Source organism: Bacillota bacterium (assembly GCA_012727955.1).
Taxonomy (GTDB): domain Bacteria; phylum Bacillota; class Limnochordia; order DTU087; family JAAYGB01; genus JAAYGB01.
On record JAAYGB010000023.1, the window covers coordinates 12,918 to 34,032 of the forward strand.

Genomic DNA, 21,115 nt, shown 5'->3' on the forward strand with positions numbered 1-21,115 from the left:
GCCGGGAGGGTATACCTTTGATCAAGACAACTCTTCATCTGATTGGAGAGGTCAGTGACGATCGGCTGGATTTTGCCGTGATCTGTGCTCGGTACAGGAATCAATGGGTCTTTGTCCGGCACAAGCAGCGAAGCACCTGGGAGATTCCCGGTGGGCGTCGGAAAGAAGGAGAAAGAATTGCCGAATGTGCCTCCCGGGAACTAATGGAAGAGACGGGCGCGATCAGCTTCACTTTGGAGCCTATCTGCGACTATGGAGTAACAAGAGATGGCGTGACCAGCTATGGAAGGCTTTTTTATGCCGAGGTAGGCAAGCTCGGCGATCTACCGGATTCTGAGGTTGGGCAGGTTTGCTTGGCTAAGGATCTCCCCGAGAAGTTGACCTATCCAGATATTCAGCCTCATCTCTATCAATGGACCACTAGATACCTAGCAAGGGAAGGAACTGGGGAAGAAAAGGTTGGGTAGATGGCAGCCAATCTCTATTAAGGAGTAGCTTTACAGGTGCTTGCCCTTTGATTCCAAGATCGCTAACAGCGAGACTAACCTGAAATTCGATTGCCGGTGGCAATTGCTGAGCAGCTAGGATTTTTGAGAACCTAGATATCAAGAAAGGATGGGAAAAGAGATGACTATTCCAATTGCATTGCAGCTTTATTCCTTAAGGGAAGAGGCAGGTAAGGATTTTCCTGGGATGCTCAAGGCTGTAGCAGAGATGGGTTATGAAGGCGTTGAGTTTGCTGGTTACGGCGGACTTCCGGCCAAAGAGCTCAAGAAGATGCTCGACGATTTGGGACTGCGGGTTGCCGGTTCCCATGTGGGTTACAACTTTCTCACCGAGCAGTTTGAGGAGACCGTGGAGTACAATCTGGAGATTGGCAACAAGCGGCTGATCTGTCCCGCTGCCCCCCGGGACCAGTTGACCACTGGGGCTGACTGGGCTGACTTTGGCAAGAAGCTCGCAGAGATTGCCGCCAAGGCCCAAGAGCAGGGGATTCAGATTGGTTACCACAACCACGCCTTTGAGTTTGAGCAGTTCGACGGCAAGTATGCTCTGGATTTGCTCTTTGAAAACGCTGATCCTGACCTGGTCTTTGCTGAGTTAGACCTGGGTTGGGTGTTCAAGGCCGGTGTCGATCCCGCTGGCTACCTTGCTCAATATCCCGGTCGTTGTCCTTTGGTACATATCAAGGACTTTAAGAAGGATGGAAATCAAGTGGAAGTAGGCACCGGCGATGTGGATTGGAGCCAGGTGGTCAAGACTGCTAAGGAAGTTGGCGTCGAGTGGTATATCATTGAAACGGAAGAGTATACGATGGCGCCCCGGGACAGTGTGAAGCTTGGTTTGGACAACTTGCGGAAGATCATCGGTCAATAGACGGGATAGAACCAGTTGCAGAGAAGGCCCTAGGTGAGATTTGCCGGGGCCTTGTCTGGTACTCTGCCGGTGGAGCTCGGGAGATTCCATGGAGGGGGAATCGTGATGAAATTCATGGTAGCCGTTGATCTGGAAGGGGTAGCCTGCGTGGTGGGCTCACCGAATAAGACCTTGACGGATTCACCGGATTTTGAGTTTGCCCGGAAACAGGCAACGAAGGAGGCCGATGCTGCAGCTCGAGCCTTGTTTGCCGCCGGTGCTCAACAGGTAATCGTCTGGGACAATCACGGCAGCAGTCTCAATCTGCTGTATGACCAGCTGGACCGGCGATGTGATCTGGTGGTGGGTGTCGATGCACTGCATCGTTGGCCGGGACTGGATGAGAGCTTCTCCGGAGTACTGATGATCGGTTACCATCCCATGGACAATACCGTTGACGGTGTTTTGGCCCATACTTTTAGTTCCGTGGCTTACCAATACATTAAGATCAATGGGGTAGAGGTGGGGGAAATTGCCATTGACGGGGCGATGGCAGGGGAAAGGGGAGTTCCCTTGATATTCGTCGCCAGCTGCGATAAGGGTGTGACTGAAGCCAAGAAGTTTATGCCCTGGGTAGAAACAGTGACAACCAAGAAGGGGTTGGGCCGGAATTTGGCTCTGAGTATGCATCCTGATCGGGCTGCAGAGGCTATTTATTCCGGGGTGGAAAGGGCCGTCAAGGGATTGGCGGCGATGGAACCCTTTACCTTTGCTCAACCGATGACGATGCAAATTCGCCACAAGCGCCTAGAGGGAGCCCAACAACTGGCCAGAAGTCAGACTGGGTGGAGACTCCTTGACCCCTACACTACGGAGAAAGATCTGGCGAAACTCAGTGACTACTTCTAGGTCGTGATTGAGTGCCCATTAAGGTAGGAACGGTGCTAATTATAGGAGCCATCTCAAGTCCTGGGGCTTTGAGATGGCTCCTAATTCTTGTCCCAAGGGGCACTGGCCTGCAGCAGGGGCTAGGATGGGTATCCCAGGCCTAGCATCATCATGCTTAGTGAGCTTTGAAGTTGTAGATGGGCTTAATGATGTCGATGACCGTGACGGTATCGGTAATATGCTTCAGGATCTCATCAATGGGCTTGTAGGCCATCGGTGCTTCATCGAGGGTGGCTTTGCTTACGGAAGTGGAATAGATTCCACTCATTACTTTCTTGAATTCCTCCAAACTCAAATCAGCCTTGGCTTGGTTTCGGGACATCAGTCTGCCGGCACCGTGGGGAGCCGAGAAGTTCCAATCGGAATTTCCCTTACCGACAGCGATGATACTGCCATCCCTCATGTTGAGGGGGATCAGAACTCTTTCCCCCTCTTGAGCGGAAATGGCGCCCTTGCGCAGGATCTTCTTTGCCATGTCAATATAGTTGTGGATCGTGGTAAAGGCATCCTTCGCTTCTAAACCCATCTCCTGCAAGATGGTATCGGCCATGGCCCGGCGGTTTACCTCGGCGTAGGATTGAACCATGTCCATATCATGGAGATAGTCTTGAAAGTCCTTTCCCTCCAGGTAGGACAGGGCCTTGGGGATTTTGACTTTCCTTCGCCGGAGTCTGTCATAGGCGAGTTTTTGATAGTGATCCACCACCTGCTTGCCTAGGTTTCTACTCCCGGAATGGACTACGAGATAGAGGCAGCCTTCAGAGTCCCTGTTGACTTCGATAAAATGATTGCCCCCACCCAGGGTACCCACCGACAGATAGCCCCGGTTGATATCCACGAAGTCCCGGCACCGCAATTGACTAAGGTCCACTTGGGCCGCGTACTCATGCTGGGTCTTGCGAATATTGAAGCCGGCGGGTATCTGTCGGTGAATTACTTGATCTAACTGGGCCAAGTCGAGGTCAATTCTTCCCAGTTGGACGGTATACATCCCGCAGCCGATATCAACTCCCACCAGATTGGGCACCACCTTGTCGGTAATGGTCATGGTGGTACCGATCACGCATCCCGCTCCGGCATGGACGTCAGGCATGATTCTAATCTTAGAGCCGGAAACAAACTCCTGGTTGCATAACTCAATAATCTGATCCTTTGCTCTTGCATCGATGTTATCGGTAAAAACCTTAGCAGAGTTATACTTGCCCTTCAGCTCTAACATTGGACAGCCTCCTTATTTAACACATTGATTGGTCAGTGTTCTGGGCCCTCATAAAGAATCACTTACCCCGCGGGGAAGATGGGTCCACCTGTTGGATGCAATAATCCATGAAGCCGGTGATAAACTGGCTATCGGCATGGTTATCGAGATAGACAAACTGAAATTCCCGCTCCAAGTTCGTATCCATGATGGGGATGGCGCAGAGGGTCTGATTTTTAAGTTCCCTGGCCACGACCTCCCGGGAGATCACGGTAATTCCCAAATTAGCCATCACCAAGGTTCGAATCGCATTAAGATTTCCGATTTCCACATAGGAAGCAAAATCCTGGAGGGAGTATCCTTGGGTCACCAAGGCGTTTTCAAGAACCCACCGGGTACCGGAGCCCCTTTCCCGAATGATCAGTTTCTCTGGAAAAAGATCCTCAAAGGTGACGGCATCTCTGACAGCTAAGGGATGGTTAGGGGGTACTACCAGGACTAAAGAGTCTCGTTTGAGGAGTCGATGCCGGTACTTGGACCGATTAAAGGGTCCTTCCACCACTCCTAAGTCGATGTCATCTACATCTAGCTGTCGGAGAATCGTTTCGGTATTGTGGACCGTCATCGAGATATCGATGTTGGGATGGCTGCGCCTATGGGCAATAAGAATCTCCGGGAGAACATATTCTCCGATAGTTAAGGTAGCTCCGATTCTGTATCCCTTAACGAGCCCGGTGGAATTAGCGATGCTTCTTTTCAAGCCCGTTGACAGGGCCAAGACCTTCTGGGCATAGTCCAGCAGCAATTCACCTTCCGGTGTCAGGTGCATATCCTTTCTTGCTCGGCAGATTAGTTGGGCACCGTAGTATTGCTCTAAGTATTGGATATGCTGGGTCACTGCCGGTTGAGTGAGATTAAGGTGTTTGGCGGTTTTGGTATAGCTTTTTAGTCGGGCTAAGGTGACAAAGGTCTCTAACCGATGGTCAATCAAGGCCCCACCCCCTTTCACCAATATAAGTCTCTCTTATATAAGCATAAAAACCTATAATTAGATTTTATCATAAAGCTGTCATAAAATGAAATCGTATCCAAAGGGATGATCACCTTTTGAAACCAGAGCAAAGGAGACTGGCCTTAGCTATGAACAGGGAAAGAGTTATCAAATACGCACCAGGAGTGGGAGCTTCTCTGGTAATCGCCATTGTCGCCGTGTACCTAGGATCCTTGGTGCCGGTGATTGGAGGCAGTATCTTTGCCTTGACCATCGGGATGGTAGTGAAGATGCTGTTGCCGAAGGCAGGCTCAATGGATTTGGGACTAACCTTTGTATCCAAGGGAGTTTTGAAATTTGCCATCATCTTGTTGGGAACGGGACTAAGCATTACCCAGGTATTAGTGGTGGGGAAATACTCGTTGTTTATCATGGTCTTTACCCTGACGGCGGCCTTTGGTTCCGGGATAATCTTGGGCAAGCTCTTGGGGGTCAATTGGAGGATGACCAACTTGATTTCCGCGGGTACCGGAGTCTGCGGCGGGTCCGCGATCGCAACCTTGGCGCCCATTGTGGATGCCGAGGACTCCGACATTGCCTACGCGATGGCCGTTACCTTTATCTTCGATGTGGCGATGATCTTCATCTTTCCCATTGTGGGGCGGGCGATGGGGTTGTCGGACTTGGCCTTTGGATTGTGGACGGGAACGGCAGTCAATGATACCTCCTCGGTGGTGGCTACGGGATATGCCTTCAGCGAAGCCGCCGGCGACTTTGCCACCATCGTGAAGCTGACTAGAACTACTTCTATCGTTCCCATTGCGCTGATCTTTGCAGTTCTGGCGCCCTATTTGAATGCCCGGGAGAGGGCAGGCAAGGGACCGATTGGCAAAAAATCGGTGAGTGTCGGAAAGATCTTCCCCTGGTTTATCCTGTTGTTCTTGGTGAGCGCACTGCTTAACACCCTGGGACTGATTCCGACGGAGATCGGTGGTTGGCTCAAGCAGGCCAGTAAGTTTATGATGGCCATGGCTTTGGCTGCCATTGGCTTGAAAACGGACTTCGCGAGAATACTCAATGCCGGTATTCAGCCCATGGTGCTGGGATTCTTGGTATCACTGATTGTGGCGGTGGTTTCCCTATCCGTTCAGCTGCTCAATGGGCAGGTCTAATTACTTGGGCGGCACAGCGGCCGCCCATGGACATCAGACATAGTCCTGAACATCCAGATACCGAAGGGTTTCCCTTCCAACGTTAACTAAATTGCAACATTGTGAAGTCGTGCATTTGGGATTTCCCTATGGTACGCTACTCAGGCGCAGTAATCACCGGTGATCTTGCTTGCCTTCTTGTCAGTGAATGACAAAAACGGAGGGATAAATGTGTATCTGGATGTGAAACGGATCGAGTTTTTGGTAACCTTGAACTGTACCGGTAAGTGTAAGCACTGCCAGGCCAGTGAGATGTTGAACACAGGAGAACGCTTTAGTATAGATGCCGTGAAGGCCTGCGAAGCAGTCACCAAATTGACCAAGATATTTGATGTTAATTATGTCTTGACCTTTGGCGGGGAACCACTACTGGCCTGGGAGATTGTATGTGCAATCCAACAGGCCGCTTATGATAGTGGGGTTGAAGGCCGGGGAGTGATTACCAACGGATACTTCAGCAAGGATCCGGCTCAAATTGCCAAGGTTGCCCAGCATCTGGCTGCGGCCCCGATTAGAGGGATCTTGCTTTCCGTGGACGCCTTTCATCAGGAGACCATTCCAGTGGAACCGGTACGTCTCTTCGCTGAAGAGCTGCTGAAGGCCGGCATGCAAAATCTTCGTCTGCATCCGGCCTGGGTGGTGGATGCCAGTCATCCTAATCCATACAATCGGCGTACTAAGGAGCTCTTGGGGAAATTTGCCGATCTAGACATCGAGGTCTCCGATGGCAACAATATCTTCTTAATGGGAAATGCAGCTAAGTATTTGGCGGAGTACTACGATGAGCCAACTCTGGATCTCTCCCTTGGTTGTGGAAGGATGCCCTATACCGAGCCCCTAGACGCCATGACCAGCATTTCAATCCTACCCAATGGTGATGTGAAGGTATGTTGGTTTACCATCGGCAATATATATCGAGAAGATATTGACACCATCGTCACTCGCTACAATCCCTATGAGCACCAGCTGATGAGAATTGTCTTAAGGGAAGGTGTAGCCGGGTTAGTAGGCTATGCCAAGACCATGGGAATTGAGATAGATCTCGGGAAGTACTACACTGCCTGCGGTGTCTGCCAGGCAGTTGGGGAGAAGATTGTGCAGAGGTTGGCTTCCTAGCATCTAACCCCTGTCGTTAGTGAGAGCCCACCGATGTTGGTGGGCTCTTAGGTTTGCCCTAACCTCTGAGAAAGCCTCCTTCGGAGTGGATGATTTGCCCGGTAATCCAACAGGCCTCATCACTGGCGAGAAAGGCTACCAGGCGGGCAGCATCCTCTGGTTGTCCAATTCGCCCGAAGGGGAATTGAGGCAGCAGTGATTTCTTCAAATCCTCTGTCATCCATCCGGTATCCGTTGGGCCGGGATTGACGGCATTGACGGTAATTCCTAGGTGAGCTACTTCCACAGCCAATGTCTGGGTGAAGGCTTCGACGGCACCCTTGGTGGCTACGTAGGCCAATTCGTTGGGCATTGGTCCCAGGGACTGGCCCGATGTCAGGTTGATGATCCGCCCGCCTTCCGAGTTCTGGAAACCCTTGGCAAACTCCACGGATAGTAATGCCATAGCCCTGAGGTTTACAGCATAATGGGCGTCCAGCGCGGCGGCATCAAGATCCCTATAGCTGTTGTTAGTCGAATGGGTAGCGTTGTTGACAAGAATCATTGGAGGTCCCAGGGATTCCTGGACTTGCCGCAGCAGAATCTTTGGCGAATCGGGTTTGGACAGATCGATGGCCATGCTCTCGCACCGCACGCCCAAGGATGTTAGCTCTGCGGTCAGTTGGCTGGGAAAATCCGTATCTTCTCCCCAGGGCATAGCTGCGTCGTAGGGGCTCCAATAGGTAAAGAAAATATCGGCACCGGCCTGGGCCAAGGCTCGGCAGATGGCCGCTCCGATCCCCTTCTGTCGGCTGGCCCCGGTAACCACTGCAATCCGTCCCTGCAAAGGCCTTTGGTTGTTCAAGGTAATTACCTCCTTCTTCTCTTGCTAGCTTGTGCAAGAAGGCCATCAACTCTTCCATATAACCTGCCGCAGTTCCTGTTTTTTCCCCGTACTCAAGGAGCAAGAGGGAAAAATTACTCTTACAGTGAATTTATCTATGAACGCCGGTCTAGTTTGGTAGAAACGCCCCTGGAGAAGGGTGGATCAGGTTGTGGCTCCGTGGAGAACCCCCTTCAAATAGGACCCTGGCGTGTACATAACCATCGGGATGGGCCCGATGGGGTGAGAATGGAACTGGCCCAAAGGGACCAAGACTAAGATTGTTGTTGTCCCCCCGCTGGGGTAGACAGGAAAACCCCAATTGATTGGAAAATATAGCCGTGAGCATCCTTTCCCCTGCGGCCCCTTGACCTTTGCCGGTCAAAGGTTGGTATTGGTGCCAAGCATGAAATCAAGGAGGTTATTTGGTGATCAACAAGAAGTTGCCCAAAATTTGGTATGGCGGGGACTATAACCCCGATCAGTGGCCGAAGGAGATCTGGCACGAAGATATGCGCCTGTTCAAGAAGGCCTATATCGACGTGGCTTCCCTGCCGGTATTTAGCTGGTCCTTGCTTCAGCCTGAGGAGGAGCGCTACGACTTTGAGTGGCTCGATGAAATCCTCGATTTGATGGCGGAGAACGGAATCTACGCATGTCTGGCTACATCCACTGCCGCTCATCCGGCCTGGATGGCTCGCCGGTACCCGGACATCCTGCGGGTGGATTTCCAGGGCCGGAAGCACCGGTTTGGACAAAGACACAACTCCTGTCCCAACAGCCCAACCTATCGGAAATATGCCCCTCGGCTGGCCGCTAAGCTTGCTGAGCGCTACAAGGATCATCCCACGCTGGTAGCCTGGCACGTTTCCAATGAATACGGGGGCGTTTGTTACTGCGACAATTGTGCCAAGGCCTTCCGTGTGTGGCTGCAGAAGCGCTATGGTACCATCGAAGAGGTAAACCGACGCTGGAACACCCGCTTTTGGAATCACACCTTCTACGATTGGGACGAGATTGTTCCTCCTAATATCCTAAGTGAACATATGTCTGAACTGGATCCGACTCGGACGGCTTATCAGGGAATCTCCCTGGACTACAGTCGCTTTATGTCCGACAGCCTGCTGGAATGTTACAAACTGGAGTACGAAGCCATTAAAGAGCACACCCCTGACGTGATGGTAACCACCAACTTCATGGGTACTTACAAGCCTCTTAACTACTTTGCTTGGGCTCCCTATTTGGACATCATCTCCTGGGACAACTATCCTTCCAACAAAGCCGATATGTCCAACATTGCTCTGCGCCACGACTTGATGCGGGGACTCAAAGAGGGGCAACCCTTTATGCTGATGGAGCAGACCCCCAGTCAACAAAACTGGCAACCCTACAACGGGCTCAAGCGACCGGGCGTGATGCGGTTATGGAGCTATCAGGCGGTGGCCCATGGCGCTGATACGGTAATGTTCTTCCAGCTTCGTCGGTCCCGAGGGGCCTGTGAGAAGTACCACGGCGCTGTAATTGCCCATTGTGGCCATGAAAATACCCGGGTTTTCCGCGAGTGCGCCGAGCTGGGCAAGGAGTTAGCGGACTTGGGCGATACTATCCTGGATTCCCGGATTGACGCCAAGGCGGCAATCATGTTTGACTGGGAAAACTGGTGGGCCCTCGAGTACTCCAGCGGTCCCAGCCAGGACCTGAAGTATCTTCCTCAGATCGAGAAGTATTATCGTGCCTTTTGGAGCCAGAATATCCCAGTAGATCTGATTCATCCCAATATGGACCTGAGCAAGTACAAGGTTGTGGTGGCACCGGTAGCTTACATGACCCAACCTGGCAGCGCTGAGAAGATTGAGGAGTTTGTCGCCGGCGGTGGAACCTTCGTCACCACCTTCTTTAGCGGAATCGTCGATGAGAACGATCGGGTTATTCTAGGCGGATATCCCGGAAAGCTGCGGAAGGTCATGGGAATCTGGGCTGAGGAGATCGATGCACTATTTCCCGATATGACCAATTCCATCGAGATTTCGCCAGAGGCTTCCCCGGCACTGCAGGGCAGCCATACCTGTGGACTTCTCTGTGATCTGATCCACGCCGAGACCGCGGAGGTTATCGGTACCTATGGAACGGACTTCTATGCTGGGCGTCCAGCCTTGACCTGCAATCACTTCGGCAGTGGCCAGGCCTGGTACGTGGCTTCTGACCCCAACCAGGAGTTTGTCAATACGCTGATTAGGTATCTTTGTGAGCAGCAGTCAGTTACACCGCTCTTGGAGACGCCTGACCAAGTTGAGGTTACTCGGCGCAGCAAGGACGGCAAGGAATTCACCTTTGTCCTTAACCACAATCCCGAGCCCGTCGAAGTGGACTTGGGTGATGATGGGTTTATCAATTTGCTGACCAAGGAAGAGATGACCGGCAAGGTCACCTTGGCAGGAAGGGATCTGCTGATTCTAGCTAATAAGTAGACCCCCAATAGAAAGGGAAGGCAACAACTAAAGGCGACACCAAAGGGTGTCGCCTTTATGCTCAGCTTCTTTACATTTCTGGAGTTTAGCCTACAGACCCATTGCCTTCATGTTTCTCAGGCTGATGGCCAAGCTTTCGAAGGGATCCCGCTCGCAGCGGTCCTGTTCGACGATATACCACTGGACTCCTGCTTCCTTGCAGGCGTCGATGATGGCAGGCCAATTTAGATTGCCTTCGCCGATTTCGGCGAAGATCTGTTTCCGGTCGCGGATGGCCATATCCTTGAAGTGAACCACGTGGGCCCGGCCCTTGAGATCTCGGATCCACTGGGCAGGATCGCCACCGCCGGCTTGGATCCAGTAGGTATCGATTTCACTGGTGAACAACTCAGGATCGCTTTCGGAGTAGAGGATCTCCAGCCCCGTCCTGCCATCAAACTTCTCCAGCTCAAAGTCGTGGTTGTGATAACCAAAGGTTAGACCACCGGCCTTCAGCCGACGAGCTACTTCTGTAGCTTCCTTGGCAAACTGGTAGTAGCCATCACGATTGCGATACTCCACCGGTAATCCACCAATGGCCACAAAATCACAGCCCCACAGCTTATGTTCCGCTATTACCTGGTCCGTTTCATCCCGCAACCGCTCATAGGGAACGTGGGTAGCCACTACCTTCAGTTGGACCTCATCGAGCATGGCCTTGATTTCCTCAGCGGTGATATCGGCTCCGTGTCCCGACAACTGGACTGCTTCATAGCCCAGCTCCTTGACCTTCCGCAGGCTTTTGGCCATATCCTCTGCAGTCTGGCAGAACTCACGAAGGGTATACATTTGTGCAGCTATTCCAGCCATATTCAATCCATCTCCCTTGCCCTGTAGTTACGTTGGGTACGATCGAAACCTTCCCCAATCTTTGGCAAGTCCCTTTTTCTTCCTGCCTAATAAAAGGTGATATTCTGCTTTGCTAGTTTTTCTTCCCAGAGAAGGCGCAGCTCTTGCAAGTCCTTGGAGTAATCGGTCTTGGACTCATCCTCGGCGTATTCCAGTTGGTCAAGGATCTCGATACTGAAATTGTCTTCGCCGTATCTAGTCCAGTCCTGCTGCAGCTCTCGATGGGGGTGAATACCTGCTTTTAGTTTGAACTTGGTGGCGTTAATGGCACTTTTTAGGTCCTGAGTTTCCTCGAGATAATGCTTTTCGTTGGCCTTGGAGCGAATCATGAATACTCCCATATCCGGTTTCATTTCCCTGTACTGTGCTTTTAGCTGCTTGCGTCTATCCATTGCTGTACTCCTTTCTCTGGGGTTCTCTCTGATCTCCTGGCCTTGTTCTTGCTTTTTGCTAGGGACTGCTTAGTTAATCAGCGGTAGTAAGCGTGCCCCTTGTTCTTACTCTACCAAAAAGCGGCCCGTTTGTATCGGTGGATACCAACTATTGACAGATTTAATTTAGCCAAGTACAATTTGGATTAGCAAAGTCTAATATAAACACCCTGCGAGAAAGAAAAGGAAGGAGTGAGGGAAGTGGTGACGGGCATGGATCAGCTCCTGCAGAGGTTCACTGCCTTGGCCCACCGCAATCGTTTGGAGATCATTAGGTTGCTGCTGCAGGCCAACTACTGTGTTCAGGCTTTGGCCCACCGCCTGGAGATATCCCAAGGGGCGGTCTCCCAACATCTGAAGATCCTGCGGGAGGCCGGTCTAGTGAGGGGAGAAAAGCGAGGCTATCAGACCCATTATCAGGTGGAAAGGGAAGTGGTAGCAGAAATCGCCCAGGCCTTAACTGCAATGATTGCAGACTCCCCCGACAAGTGCCACGGGTGCTGCGAGCGCCACCAGTCATCCCCAGCGGAATAGGTGAGCGAATCGGCAGTTGTGCGGTCGCGATACAGCACGGTTAGAGAAGGGGAGGGGATTGCACTGATTCTATTGTCTGCTGAGAATCTGTCAAAGCACTATGGAGATTTTGTGGCGGTGGAGGATGTCAACCTCGACATCAAAGAGGGGGAGATCTTCGGATTGTTGGGACCCAACGGTGCCGGCAAGACCACCACCATCAACATGCTGATTGGATTGGCCAGAATCACCGCTGGTTCAGTGACTATCGCGGGAACCAGGTATACCGATCTAGTGGGAGCTGCCCAGGGACTGATGGGAGTGGTTCCCGATGAAAGCAACTTGTATGACGAGTTGACCGGGTTTGAAAATCTTTGTTTTTGCGGATCGTTGTACGGTATGAGGAAGGGGCAGCGGGAGCTTAGGGCCAGGCAGTTGCTGGAGATCTTTGACCTAGCCAAGGTTGGGGACAAGCCCTTTAGAACCTATTCTAAGGGGATGAAACGAAAACTGACCATTGCCGCGGGAATCATTCACAGCCCCAAGATCCTTTTCCTCGATGAACCGACAACGGGGATTGATGTGGCCAGTGCCCGGGAGATTCGACGCCTGATCACTGCCTTGAATGAGCAGGGAACTACGGTTTTCCTTACTACCCATTACATAGAGGAGGCAGAGCGGTTGTGTCATCGCATTGCCTTTATCGTCAGCGGCAAGATTGTCCAGGTAGGTGCCACCGGGGATCTGCTGCGCCAGGGGCGGCGGGATCACGTTGTCCAGTTTACCCTGGATCGGGATCTGCAAGGGGTGAGAGGGGATCTTGAGACAGCCTTTCCAGAGTTTACCATTACCGATGGTGGCGATGGCATCGTGAGAATGGCTTCACAGAATCCCATCGACTTGATACCGGTGATGGAGTGGCTGAAGGACCAAGGACTGAAGGTGTGGGAGGCTAAGCTGATTCAGCCGTCTCTGGAGGATGTGTTCGTCAGGGTCACTGGGATCGAATTGGCCAAGATGAACAAGGAGAAGGAAGGAAGAGGTGGAAAGCGATGAAGCCCTGGATTGCCGTCTGGAACATTCTCAAGAAGGATATGAAGACCTACTACCTAAAGCCACCGAATATCAGTTGGGGGATTATCTTTCCCTTTGCCTGGACCCTAATGACCCTGCTTCGCTCTCAAGGGCAACTGGACGTCTATCAGGTGCTGCCCGGGGTGATGGCGATGTCGATTCTATTTGGAACCACCTCGATGTTGGCGGTAACTATCACCTTTGAACGGCGGAGTCGCTGCTTTGAACGCCTGTTGTTGGCACCGATTAATCTCAACCTTCTAATCTTGGCTAAGATCAGTGGGGCCATCATATTTGGAGTCTGTAATGCCTTTGTCCCTGTGGTTATTGCCCTGTTCGTGGTAGATCTGGCAGGAGTAAACTGGGGGCTGGTCTGCCTGAGTGTGCTGCTGATGGCCATCGCTTCAACCCTTTTGGGATTGTTTGTGGCAGTCTCTGTCCGAGAGGTCTTTGAAGCCCAGACTTTCTCGAACTTTTTTCGGTTCCCAATGCTCTTTCTCTGTGGTCTTTTCATTCCCATTTCACAGTTACCGGCGCTTATTCGCCCCCTATCCTACCTACTTCCCCTCACCTATGGAGTTAATTTGCTGCAGATTGCGGTAGTTAGGACCGGAACCATCGATCCCTGGTTTAGTGTTTTGGCTCTAGGGGGCTTTATCGCGGTGCTGTTTACCTGGAGCATGGCTAGGGTGAAGAGAAGGTGGATAGTTTGACAAGCAAATTGTTTGAGTTTAGTATAAAATTAAATTGGGAAAAATTGGTGGGGACTGGGTTAATCTCAGTCAAACTTTGAGATGATTACGGATAGAGCAAGGGCACACAGAAACAGACTTCAGTTGGGAAGGCGGAGAAGGTAGTGAGATGGAGAAACTTGCGGATTGGGAGAAAAATTGGCATTGGATTTGGATTGGTACTCGCGCTGCTGGGCTCTCTAGCCATTTCAAACTACATTAGTGTTCAGCGGATTCATAGCAGTGCAGAGCAGGTACTCGATAGCGGAGAATTGATACATACTCTAATGATGCGGGAAATTGACCACCTTCTGTGGGTGGACAACCTTCGGACAATCCTCGATTCCCAGGGACCCTCTGAGGTGGAATTGGAACTGGATCCCGACAGATGTCGGCTGGGGCAGTGGCTAAACAGTGAAGAACGCAGGCAGCTTGAGGAACTGTCACCCAGTGTCATGGCCGCTCTAGCGGAACTGGATGTTCACCATCGCAGGATGCACGAAAGTGCACGCCAGATACAGGTTGACGTGACCGCAAATGCTTCTTTAGCTAGACAGACATACATGAATGAGACTAGGCAAGACCTATTGGTTGTCAGGGAGCGCCTGGCCCAGGTGACCTCAGTGGTGGATCAGCATCGTCTGGCGGCCGCCAAGGAGATGGATGCGATTACCCATGGTGCCTTGAACAGAAGTATATACCTCCCCGTTGCTGCTCTTGTCGTTGGGGTTGTGATGGCCGTTGCCATTACCAGCAGCATCAGTCGACCGGTGCGGCTGCTGGCGGGAGCCATGATCGAGGCGGCAGAAGGTAACTTAAATGTATCCGTGGATTATCAGGCGGAGGATGAGGCGGGACAGATGGTGACAGCCTTTAACGCAATGATCACTGCCCTGCAGCGGATCATCGCTGTTTCGAAACGAACGGTCACCGACACTGTCAATGCCAGCCAGCTTTTGTCTACGGCCAGCGAAGAACTCAGCGCTGCCGTTCAAGAGGTCGCCAGCAGCGCTACCTATTTTGCTACCAGTGCCACGGAAATTAGCGAGGAGACTCAAGGCATTAACGAGGCAGCCCGCAAGACAGGAGAGCTGGCCAAGACCAGTTCGGAGAAGACAGCCTCGTGCATGGAGACGATGCTCAGCATTCAACGGGCCTCCCATGAGACCGCTGCCGCCATCGACAGCCTAAAAAGTGCCTCGGAACAGATCGGCAAGATCGTCCAAGTGGTGACCAATATCGCCGATCAGACCAATCTGTTGTCTCTCAACGCTGCTATTGAGGCGGCCCGGGCGGGGGAATATGGGCAGGGGTTTGCCGTAGTTGCCGATGAAGTCCGACATCTGGCGGAGCAGACGAAATCCAGCCTCCAAGAGATTGATGGGATCGTGGCTAATTTGAAGAGCCAGATGGATACCACCATTCACTTTACAAATTCCAGTCGGGAAGAAGTGGACCGGGGAACGGCGGTGGTGAAGGAAACCACTGAGTCACTGAATCAAATTGTTTCTCAGGTCAGTGAGATTATGGGTCAACTGCAGACCATTGCCGTGAGAACCCAGGAACAAGCAGCCACCAGTGAGGAGATCGCCGCTATGACCCAGGAGCAAGCGGCTTCCACGGAAGAGGTGGCGGGCTCTGCGGCACAACTGGCTCAGATTGCTCAGAATCTGGAGAGCACTCTGGAGCAGTTGTCTGTCTAGGTGAGGTTGGACGAAGGTAAGTTTCCCACAAGGATGTTAGTCACAGGGCTCATGAGGGCAATCCTCTTGAGCCCTGTGGCTTTTTTTGTCAACTACCGCCAGCCCATCGCAAGAATTTGGTAGGGGAACTTATCTCTCGGGAGAAGATAAGTATGTGGTGACAACCACTGTGCCTTTGGAAATAGGCCGGAAAAGTTGAAGTTAACAAGTTGCCAGAGAAGGAGCGGTCATCAGTGCTTAAGTGGCTATTGAAACGAGAGGTCATAGGATTCACCGGCTTTTTTGCAGTGGTCTTGGTGATTTTCGATTTGATTTACGGCAGGGACTTTAACAGCGAATTGCTGCTCAGTCGCTTGTCGATGGTCTTGGCCATCTGGGTAGTCTATGCCTTTATCGAAAGGTCCAACGCCAAAAGGGACCAAAAGAAGAAGGGCAGAGATAAAGAAGAAAAACAGCGTTAGTTCCTAAGAGGTGAAGAGCATGGCAGGACAGTCCGTGTTAAGACCCCAGGCGCCCTATACTGAAGAGATGACGCCTCGGGAGCGGTGGCAGCGAGTGATGCATTTTCAGAGTGTAGATCGCATTCCCCACTATGAGTTTGGGTACTGGGATGAGTTGTACAGTGAGTGGCATGAGCAGGGGTTACCTCGCAGCATTGACAATGAGGCCCAGGCCAACGCCTATTTCGGCTTTGACGAAAGGATCGAGGTGGGGCCTCGTTTGGGCGTGATCCCGACCTTTCCCCGGGAGGTAGTGAGGGAAGAGGGGGACAACCTAATTGTCTATGACAGCGAAGGGGTCCTGTGTGCTGTGCCAAAGGAGGGCTCTTCGATCCCCCATTACCTAGATTTCCCTATTAAGGACCGTCGCACCTGGGAGGAGTATAAGCATCGGTTGGATCCCAATGATCCCCAGCGGATTCCTTCCGAGGAGGAACTAGATGAATTGGCTGCCCAGTTGCGCCAAGCCACGGTGCCGGTGGGGATCAATATCGGGTCTTTGTTTGGCAAGCCTCGAGATCGCATGGGTTTTGAAGGGATCGCCCTGATGATGTATGACGATCCAGAACTGATGGATGAAATCATTGAAACCCAGTGTAGGATGATCGAAGTAGGTATCGAGCCCTATCTCCAGCGGATTCAGTTTGATTTTGCTGCCGGTTGGGAGGACATTTGTTTTAACAACGGGTGCATCATTGGGCCGGCGATGTTCCGAGAATTCTTGCTGCCGAGATATCAGCGGATTGCCAAGCTGGTCCACCGTTATGGCGTTGATGTGATTTATACGGATTGTGATGGCAACATCAACGGGGTAGTTGACATCTGGCTTGAGGCAGGATACAACTGCATGTTTCCCGTGGAGGTTCGAGCGGGGTCTGATCCCGTGGAACTTCGTCGCCGTTACGGCAAGGATCTGTTGATGCTCGGTGGCTTCGATAAGATGGCCTTGTTGGCGGGGAAGGAAGCTATCCTCCAGGAGCTGAAACGCCTGGTGCCGATCATCGAGGAGGGAGGATACATACCCCACGTCGATCACCGGGTGCCCGCGGGAGTCAAATTAGAGGACTATAAATATTACCTCACCGAAAAGCGAGCTGTCTTGGGTTTCTAGGGGTGAAGCAACATCATCATGGTCGTCAAGGTAGCATATGTTTTTTTCTCCAGGAGCATAGACCCTTGGTACAACTTGGCTGTGGAGGAATGGTTGTTAAGGCGAGTTGAGCCGGGACAAGTAATTTTGTATTTGTGGCAAAATCATCATACCGTAGTTATTGGCCGGAATCAAAATGCCTGGAAGGAGTGCCGCTGCCAAGAGCTAGAGGCCTCGGGAGGCAAGTTGGCTCGGCGGCTGTCTGGGGGAGGCGCGGTTTACCACGACTTAGGCAATCTTAATTTCACCTTTCTTGCCGGCCGGGATGTCTATGACGTAGAGCGTCAACTCCAGGTGATCCTAGACGCGGTGCGGTCCGTGGGAATCGAGGCGGAGTTTTCCGGGCGCAACGATCTCGAAGTTTCGGGAAGAAAATTCTCGGGAAATGCCTTTTATCTAGAGCGACAGGCGGCTTTTCACCATGGCACGGTAATGGTAAATTGTGACTTTACCAAGCTCAGTCGCTTCCTGCAGGTGTCATCGGCGAAGATGGCGGCCAAGGGCGTGGAATCACTGCGGGCTCGGGTGATCAATCTGGCAGAGCTGAATCCCACTTTGACGGTGGCAGCTGTGCAGCAAAGGATCGTCGAACACTTCGCCGCTGCTTACAGTAATTTCCAGGGAGAGATACCCCTTCTTCCTCAAGGCGGGGAGTTTGACCGGTTGGTGGCCAAGTACAGCTCTTGGCAGTGGCGCTACGGGCAGACGCCCCAGTTTGCCGTGACCTTTGAGACCCGCTTTCCTTGGGGCGGGATCGAGTTGGCGCTGAATTTAAGGCAGGGACGGATCTGTGAAGCGAAGATTTTTTCCGACGCGATGGATGCCGACTTGGTGGAGGCCATGGCTACCAGTTTGCTGGGAGTGCCCTTTACTCAATCGGCTATGGCTCAGGCCGTGGCTGATGTGGCAACGGATTCGAACTCCGCCGCATCTATAGTTTCCGATGTCAGTGACTGGATCAGCTGCCTGGTCCTATAGCGGGCGGTTACCGACAATACTACCGACGGAGTGATAGAGTGGATAACACGAAACTGGCGTACTTCGGTGTAGGAGTCAACGTCGCCTTGTTTGGGATGAAGCTTTGGGCCGGAACGGCATCGGGCAGTATCGCCGCGGTCTCCGATGCCCTTAACTCCCTTCTGGACGTATTCTCTTACACTGCTTTAAGTATTGCTGTCTGGCTGCACAATCAGGAGCCCGATGAGGACCATCCCTTTGGTCATCGGCGGGCTGAGCCTCTGGCGGGGTTTATTATTGCCATTGTAGCTGCCATCCTAGGTGGGACGATTATCAAGGATGCCATCGTCGCCTTTATCGTCGACGAGCCCCTGCATGTGACATCAAGGATTCTGATGGTACTGATTGCCGCAGTGGTGATTAAAGCCTTTCAGGCAGTGCTTTACTATGCGGCAGCTCGCCGCAGTCGGAGCAAAGCGCTGATGGCAGGATTCATCGATGCCCGTAACGACATTCTCTCCTCGTTGGTGGTGTTTATTGGTGTGTTTGTCGGTGGACGCTACGATGAGTTAGCGGCCTTGTTCATCGGGGCCTGGATTCTTTTTTCCGGGATTCGGATTGGGATGGAAAACGCCGGATACCTCATGGGTAGAGCTGCCGATCCTGAGACCATTGCGATGATTGAAAAAACCGCCTTGGCTATTGCCGGTGTGAAGGGGATTGATGAAATCCGTGCCCACTTTGTCGGGGATCGCATCCATGCCGACGTGCATATCGAGGTGGATTCCCGTTTATCGGTGGGGGAGGCCCATGACATCAGCGAGCAGGTGAAATGGGCAGTGGATGCCTTGCCGGAAATTGATAACACCTTCGTTCATGTGGATCTTTTTGTCGGTGATAACACCGAGAAAGAGAAGGAATTTACTGGCTAATTCCCTAATGTTGTCGTGATGGGTTTAGTACTTGGATCACTAAACATAGGAGGAAGACGATGCGCAACATTCTCTACGTTCATACCCATGACACCGGTCGATACATCCAGCCCTATGGTTACGGGGTACCGACCCCGAATCTGATGACGCTGGCAGAGACCGGTACCCTGTTTCGCCAAGCCTACAACGCAGCTCCGACCTGTTCGCCCAGTCGCGCCGCTTTGCTCACAGGAATGGCTCCCCATTCCTGCGGGATGATCGGCCTTGCCCACCGGGGTTTTAGTCTCAATGACTACAGCAAGCACCTAGCTAACTTCCTGGGTGATAAGGGATTTGAAACAGTCCTGTGCGGGGTGCAACATGAAGCTGCCAATGCCGAGGACATCGGTTACGATAGGATTCTGCCTACCTCAGGAAAGAACGCCATCGAAGTAGACCTGTCGGGAGCAGCTGCCGTGGCGGAGTACCTGAAATCGCCCCATGAGAAGCCCTTTTTCCTGTCCTTCGGGATGCAGAATACCCACAGGCCCTTTCCCGAGATAGATCCCGACGTCAATCCCGATTATGTTCAACCCCCGCTGCCCTTGCCCGACACCAAAGAAGTTCGGGAAGACATGGCGGCCTTCATCACCTCTGCTAAGGTGGTCGATCGCTGTGTTGGTATCGTAATGGAGGCCCTGGAGCAGTCGGGTCTGAAGGATGAAACCTTGGTGATTTTCACCACGGATCACGGAATTGCCTTTCCGAAGATGAAGTGCAATCTCTATGACACCGGAACGGGAGTGGCTTTGATCTTCAACTACCCCAACAATCCTGCTAAGGGCAAAGCCATCGACAGTCTCGTCTCTCACATCGACGTCTTCCCAACGATTTGCGACATGTTTAACCATGAAAAACCCGAGTGGCTGCAGGGTAATTCTATGGTTCCTCTGTTTACCGGGGAGAAGGAGGAAATTCGGAAGGAGCTGTTCACCGAGGTCACATACCATGCAGCCTACGAGCCAATGCGAGCTATTAGAACTAAGCGGTACAAACTGATCAAGCTCTTTGATGATCACGATCGCTATGTTCCGGCCAACATTGACGATTCCCTAAGTAAGTCTTTGCTGGTGGACAACGGGCTGATGGAGCTGGCTCGGGACAAGGAGATGCTCTTTGACCTGTATCACGATCCGCTGGAGCGGGTGAATCTCGTGGACGATCCTCGCTACGAGGCTGTGTACAAGGACCTATCACAGCGGTTGAGGGATTGGATGGAGCAGACAGAGGATCCTCTATTGCAGGGTCATCGGGTACCTAAGCCCGAGGGAGCGATGGTGAACACTCGCACCACCCTCAGCCCCAATTCTGGAGAATGGGAGTAGGGATAGACTGTGAAACCAAAGGTGTTAGATAACATTGTCCTGGAGCTTGGGCTGGACCAAGTTCTCAGCCGGCTTCACATTGACCCCGATAGTGAGGATGCTGTCTGGGTAGAGCAGATGGTAAAGGAAGCTCGCCAGATAGCTCGGCCGAAAGTGATCTATGCACCCTTTGACATCGATGAGAAGGGTGACGACTACGTGGTGATCGGCGGGATCCGCTTTGAGAGTCGGATTCTGCGAGTTAACCTGGATAGTGCCCATCGCGTCTTTGCGTACGTGGCTTCCTGTGGTCGGGAGCTGCAGGAGTGGATGGAATTCTTCGATGATATGTTGATGCAATACGCCGCGGACGAGATCTGTCGGCTGGGTTTAAATGCTGCTGTAGAGGCCTTTCTTAAGGATATCAATAAGGTGCTGCCGGGAAAGAGTGCCTCGATGAATCCAGGTTCCTTGCCCGACTGGCCCTTGCCCGAGCAGCAAAAGCTTTTTGCTTTGCTGGGAGGTTCACCTTTGGTTATCGGAGTGGAGCTCAGTGACTCTTCATTGATGCGTCCCATTAAATCCATATCTGGATTTCGGTTTGCAACGGAGCACAACTTTGAGAATTGTCAGCTTTGCCCCCGGGAGAACTGTCCCGGAAGACGGGCACCCTACGATGAAGGGCTATACCAGGCTCGCTACGCAGGTTAGGGTTGACGACAAACACAAAGCCATCTCTGGGT

21 protein-coding genes are annotated in these 21,115 nt (G+C 52.2%); 16 read left to right on the forward strand and 5 right to left on the reverse strand.

Annotation, left to right across the window (positions count from 1 at the left end; translation table 11 throughout):
- The first annotated feature begins 38 nt into the window (after positions 1–38).
- From GX030_04790 to GX030_04800, 3 genes are all read left to right on the forward strand, one after another.
- On the forward strand, positions 39–467 hold the full coding sequence (locus tag GX030_04790) for an NUDIX domain-containing protein (protein ID NLV91696.1): 429 nt from the start codon (positions 39–41) through the stop codon (positions 465–467).
- 160 nt (positions 468–627) lie between these two features.
- Positions 628–1,377 carry a sugar phosphate isomerase/epimerase gene (locus GX030_04795; GenBank protein ID NLV91697.1) on the forward strand — a complete coding sequence of 250 codons (750 nt, stop codon included), beginning with the start codon at positions 628–630 and terminating at the stop codon, positions 1,375–1,377.
- A gap of 105 nt (positions 1,378–1,482) precedes the next feature.
- Entirely contained in the window at positions 1,483–2,265 is a 783-nt protein-coding gene (locus tag GX030_04800; GenBank protein NLV91698.1) for a M55 family metallopeptidase, read from the forward strand.
- A gap of 154 nt (positions 2,266–2,419) precedes the next feature.
- On the opposite strand, the gene GX030_04805 is transcribed toward GX030_04800, so the two are convergent.
- Both GX030_04805 and GX030_04810 read right to left on the reverse strand, forming a co-directional pair.
- Positions 2,420–3,523: an RtcB family protein gene (locus tag GX030_04805; GenBank protein ID NLV91699.1), complete on the reverse strand. Its 1,104-nt coding sequence runs from the start codon at positions 3,521–3,523 to the stop codon at positions 2,420–2,422.
- Positions 3,524–3,581: 58 nt separating this feature from the next.
- The gene (locus GX030_04810; GenBank protein ID NLV91700.1) at positions 3,582–4,493 is read right to left on the reverse strand and encodes a LysR family transcriptional regulator; all 912 of its coding nucleotides are present in this window, start codon (positions 4,491–4,493) and stop codon (positions 3,582–3,584) included.
- A gap of 149 nt (positions 4,494–4,642) precedes the next feature.
- On the opposite strand from GX030_04810, the gene GX030_04815 reads away from it, so the two are divergent.
- Both GX030_04815 and GX030_04820 read left to right on the forward strand, forming a co-directional pair.
- Entirely contained in the window at positions 4,643–5,665 is a 1,023-nt protein-coding gene (locus tag GX030_04815) for a putative sulfate exporter family transporter (protein NLV91701.1), read from the forward strand.
- Positions 5,666–5,875: 210 nt separating this feature from the next.
- Positions 5,876–6,820, forward strand: a complete 945-nt coding sequence (locus GX030_04820) for a radical SAM protein (protein ID NLV91702.1) — start codon at positions 5,876–5,878, stop codon at positions 6,818–6,820.
- A gap of 58 nt (positions 6,821–6,878) precedes the next feature.
- Here GX030_04820 and GX030_04825 read toward each other — a convergent pair whose 3' ends face one another.
- Entirely contained in the window at positions 6,879–7,664 is a 786-nt protein-coding gene (locus tag GX030_04825) for an SDR family oxidoreductase (protein ID NLV91703.1), read from the reverse strand.
- 446 nt (positions 7,665–8,110) lie between these two features.
- Here GX030_04825 and GX030_04830 point away from each other — a divergent pair, with 446 nt between their 5' ends.
- Complete coding sequence (locus GX030_04830; protein ID NLV91704.1) at positions 8,111–10,150, forward strand: beta-galactosidase; 2,040 nt, start codon at positions 8,111–8,113, stop codon at positions 10,148–10,150.
- 90 nt (positions 10,151–10,240) lie between these two features.
- Here the strand turns inward: GX030_04830 and GX030_04835 are convergent, their stop codons facing one another.
- Both GX030_04835 and GX030_04840 read right to left on the reverse strand, forming a co-directional pair.
- A complete protein-coding gene (locus GX030_04835; protein NLV91705.1) occupies positions 10,241–10,999 on the reverse strand; it encodes a sugar phosphate isomerase/epimerase in 759 nt (252 codons plus the stop codon).
- An 86-nt stretch (positions 11,000–11,085) separates the two neighbouring features.
- A complete protein-coding gene (locus tag GX030_04840; GenBank protein NLV91706.1) occupies positions 11,086–11,430 on the reverse strand; it encodes a GIY-YIG nuclease family protein in 345 nt (114 codons plus the stop codon).
- Positions 11,431–11,682: 252 nt separating this feature from the next.
- On the opposite strand from GX030_04840, the gene GX030_04845 reads away from it, so the two are divergent.
- From GX030_04845 to GX030_04890, 10 genes are all read left to right on the forward strand, one after another.
- Positions 11,683–12,003, forward strand: coding sequence for a winged helix-turn-helix transcriptional regulator (locus GX030_04845; protein NLV91707.1), 321 nt, complete (start codon positions 11,683–11,685; stop codon positions 12,001–12,003).
- 63 nt (positions 12,004–12,066) lie between these two features.
- Entirely contained in the window at positions 12,067–13,038 is a 972-nt protein-coding gene (locus GX030_04850) for an ABC transporter ATP-binding protein (protein NLV91708.1), read from the forward strand.
- Positions 13,035–13,769 carry an ABC transporter permease gene (locus GX030_04855; protein ID NLV91709.1) on the forward strand — a complete coding sequence of 245 codons (735 nt, stop codon included), beginning with the start codon at positions 13,035–13,037 and terminating at the stop codon, positions 13,767–13,769. Before GX030_04850 ends, GX030_04855 begins: the two co-directional genes overlap by 4 nt.
- Before the next feature lie 143 nt (positions 13,770–13,912).
- Positions 13,913–15,490: a HAMP domain-containing protein gene (locus GX030_04860; GenBank protein ID NLV91710.1), complete on the forward strand. Its 1,578-nt coding sequence runs from the start codon at positions 13,913–13,915 to the stop codon at positions 15,488–15,490.
- 233 nt (positions 15,491–15,723) lie between these two features.
- Positions 15,724–15,951, forward strand: coding sequence for a hypothetical protein (locus tag GX030_04865; GenBank protein ID NLV91711.1), 228 nt, complete (start codon positions 15,724–15,726; stop codon positions 15,949–15,951).
- 67 nt (positions 15,952–16,018) lie between these two features.
- Positions 16,019–17,101 (forward strand): hypothetical protein, encoded by a 1,083-nt coding sequence (locus GX030_04870; protein ID NLV91712.1) that lies wholly within the window; start codon positions 16,019–16,021, stop codon positions 17,099–17,101.
- 18 nt (positions 17,102–17,119) lie between these two features.
- Entirely contained in the window at positions 17,120–18,118 is a 999-nt protein-coding gene (locus tag GX030_04875; GenBank protein NLV91713.1) for a lipoate--protein ligase, read from the forward strand.
- Positions 18,119–18,156: 38 nt separating this feature from the next.
- On the forward strand, positions 18,157–19,029 hold the full coding sequence (locus tag GX030_04880; protein NLV91714.1) for a cation transporter: 873 nt from the start codon (positions 18,157–18,159) through the stop codon (positions 19,027–19,029).
- Positions 19,030–19,088: 59 nt separating this feature from the next.
- Positions 19,089–20,393, forward strand: coding sequence for a sulfatase (locus GX030_04885; GenBank protein NLV91715.1), 1,305 nt, complete (start codon positions 19,089–19,091; stop codon positions 20,391–20,393).
- A gap of 9 nt (positions 20,394–20,402) precedes the next feature.
- Positions 20,403–21,083: a vitamin B12 dependent methionine synthase gene (locus GX030_04890; GenBank protein NLV91716.1), complete on the forward strand. Its 681-nt coding sequence runs from the start codon at positions 20,403–20,405 to the stop codon at positions 21,081–21,083.
- Positions 21,084–21,115 lie beyond the last annotated feature (32 nt).

What these genes read in the sequence shown, in the direction of transcription:
- GX030_04875 (NLV91713.1), top strand. Translation starts at nt 17,120, where the DNA reads ATGGTCGTCAAGGTAGCATATGTTTTTTTCTCCAGGAGCATAGACCCT.
- GX030_04795 (NLV91697.1), top strand. Translation starts at nt 628, where the DNA reads ATGACTATTCCAATTGCATTGCAGCTTTATTCCTTAAGGGAAGAGGCA.
- GX030_04805 (NLV91699.1), bottom strand. Translation starts at nt 3,523, where the DNA reads ATGTTAGAGCTGAAGGGCAAGTATAACTCTGCTAAGGTTTTTACCGAT.
- GX030_04800 (NLV91698.1), top strand. Translation starts at nt 1,483, where the DNA reads ATGAAATTCATGGTAGCCGTTGATCTGGAAGGGGTAGCCTGCGTGGTG.
- GX030_04870 (NLV91712.1), top strand. Translation starts at nt 16,019, where the DNA reads ATGACGCCTCGGGAGCGGTGGCAGCGAGTGATGCATTTTCAGAGTGTA.
- GX030_04855 (NLV91709.1), top strand. Translation starts at nt 13,035, where the DNA reads ATGAAGCCCTGGATTGCCGTCTGGAACATTCTCAAGAAGGATATGAAG.
- GX030_04840 (NLV91706.1), bottom strand. Translation starts at nt 11,430, where the DNA reads ATGGATAGACGCAAGCAGCTAAAAGCACAGTACAGGGAAATGAAACCG.
- GX030_04835 (NLV91705.1), bottom strand. Translation starts at nt 10,999, where the DNA reads ATGGCTGGAATAGCTGCACAAATGTATACCCTTCGTGAGTTCTGCCAG.
- GX030_04885 (NLV91715.1), top strand. Translation starts at nt 19,089, where the DNA reads ATGCGCAACATTCTCTACGTTCATACCCATGACACCGGTCGATACATC.
- GX030_04845 (NLV91707.1), top strand. Translation starts at nt 11,683, where the DNA reads ATGGATCAGCTCCTGCAGAGGTTCACTGCCTTGGCCCACCGCAATCGT.
- GX030_04815 (NLV91701.1), top strand. Translation starts at nt 4,643, where the DNA reads ATGAACAGGGAAAGAGTTATCAAATACGCACCAGGAGTGGGAGCTTCT.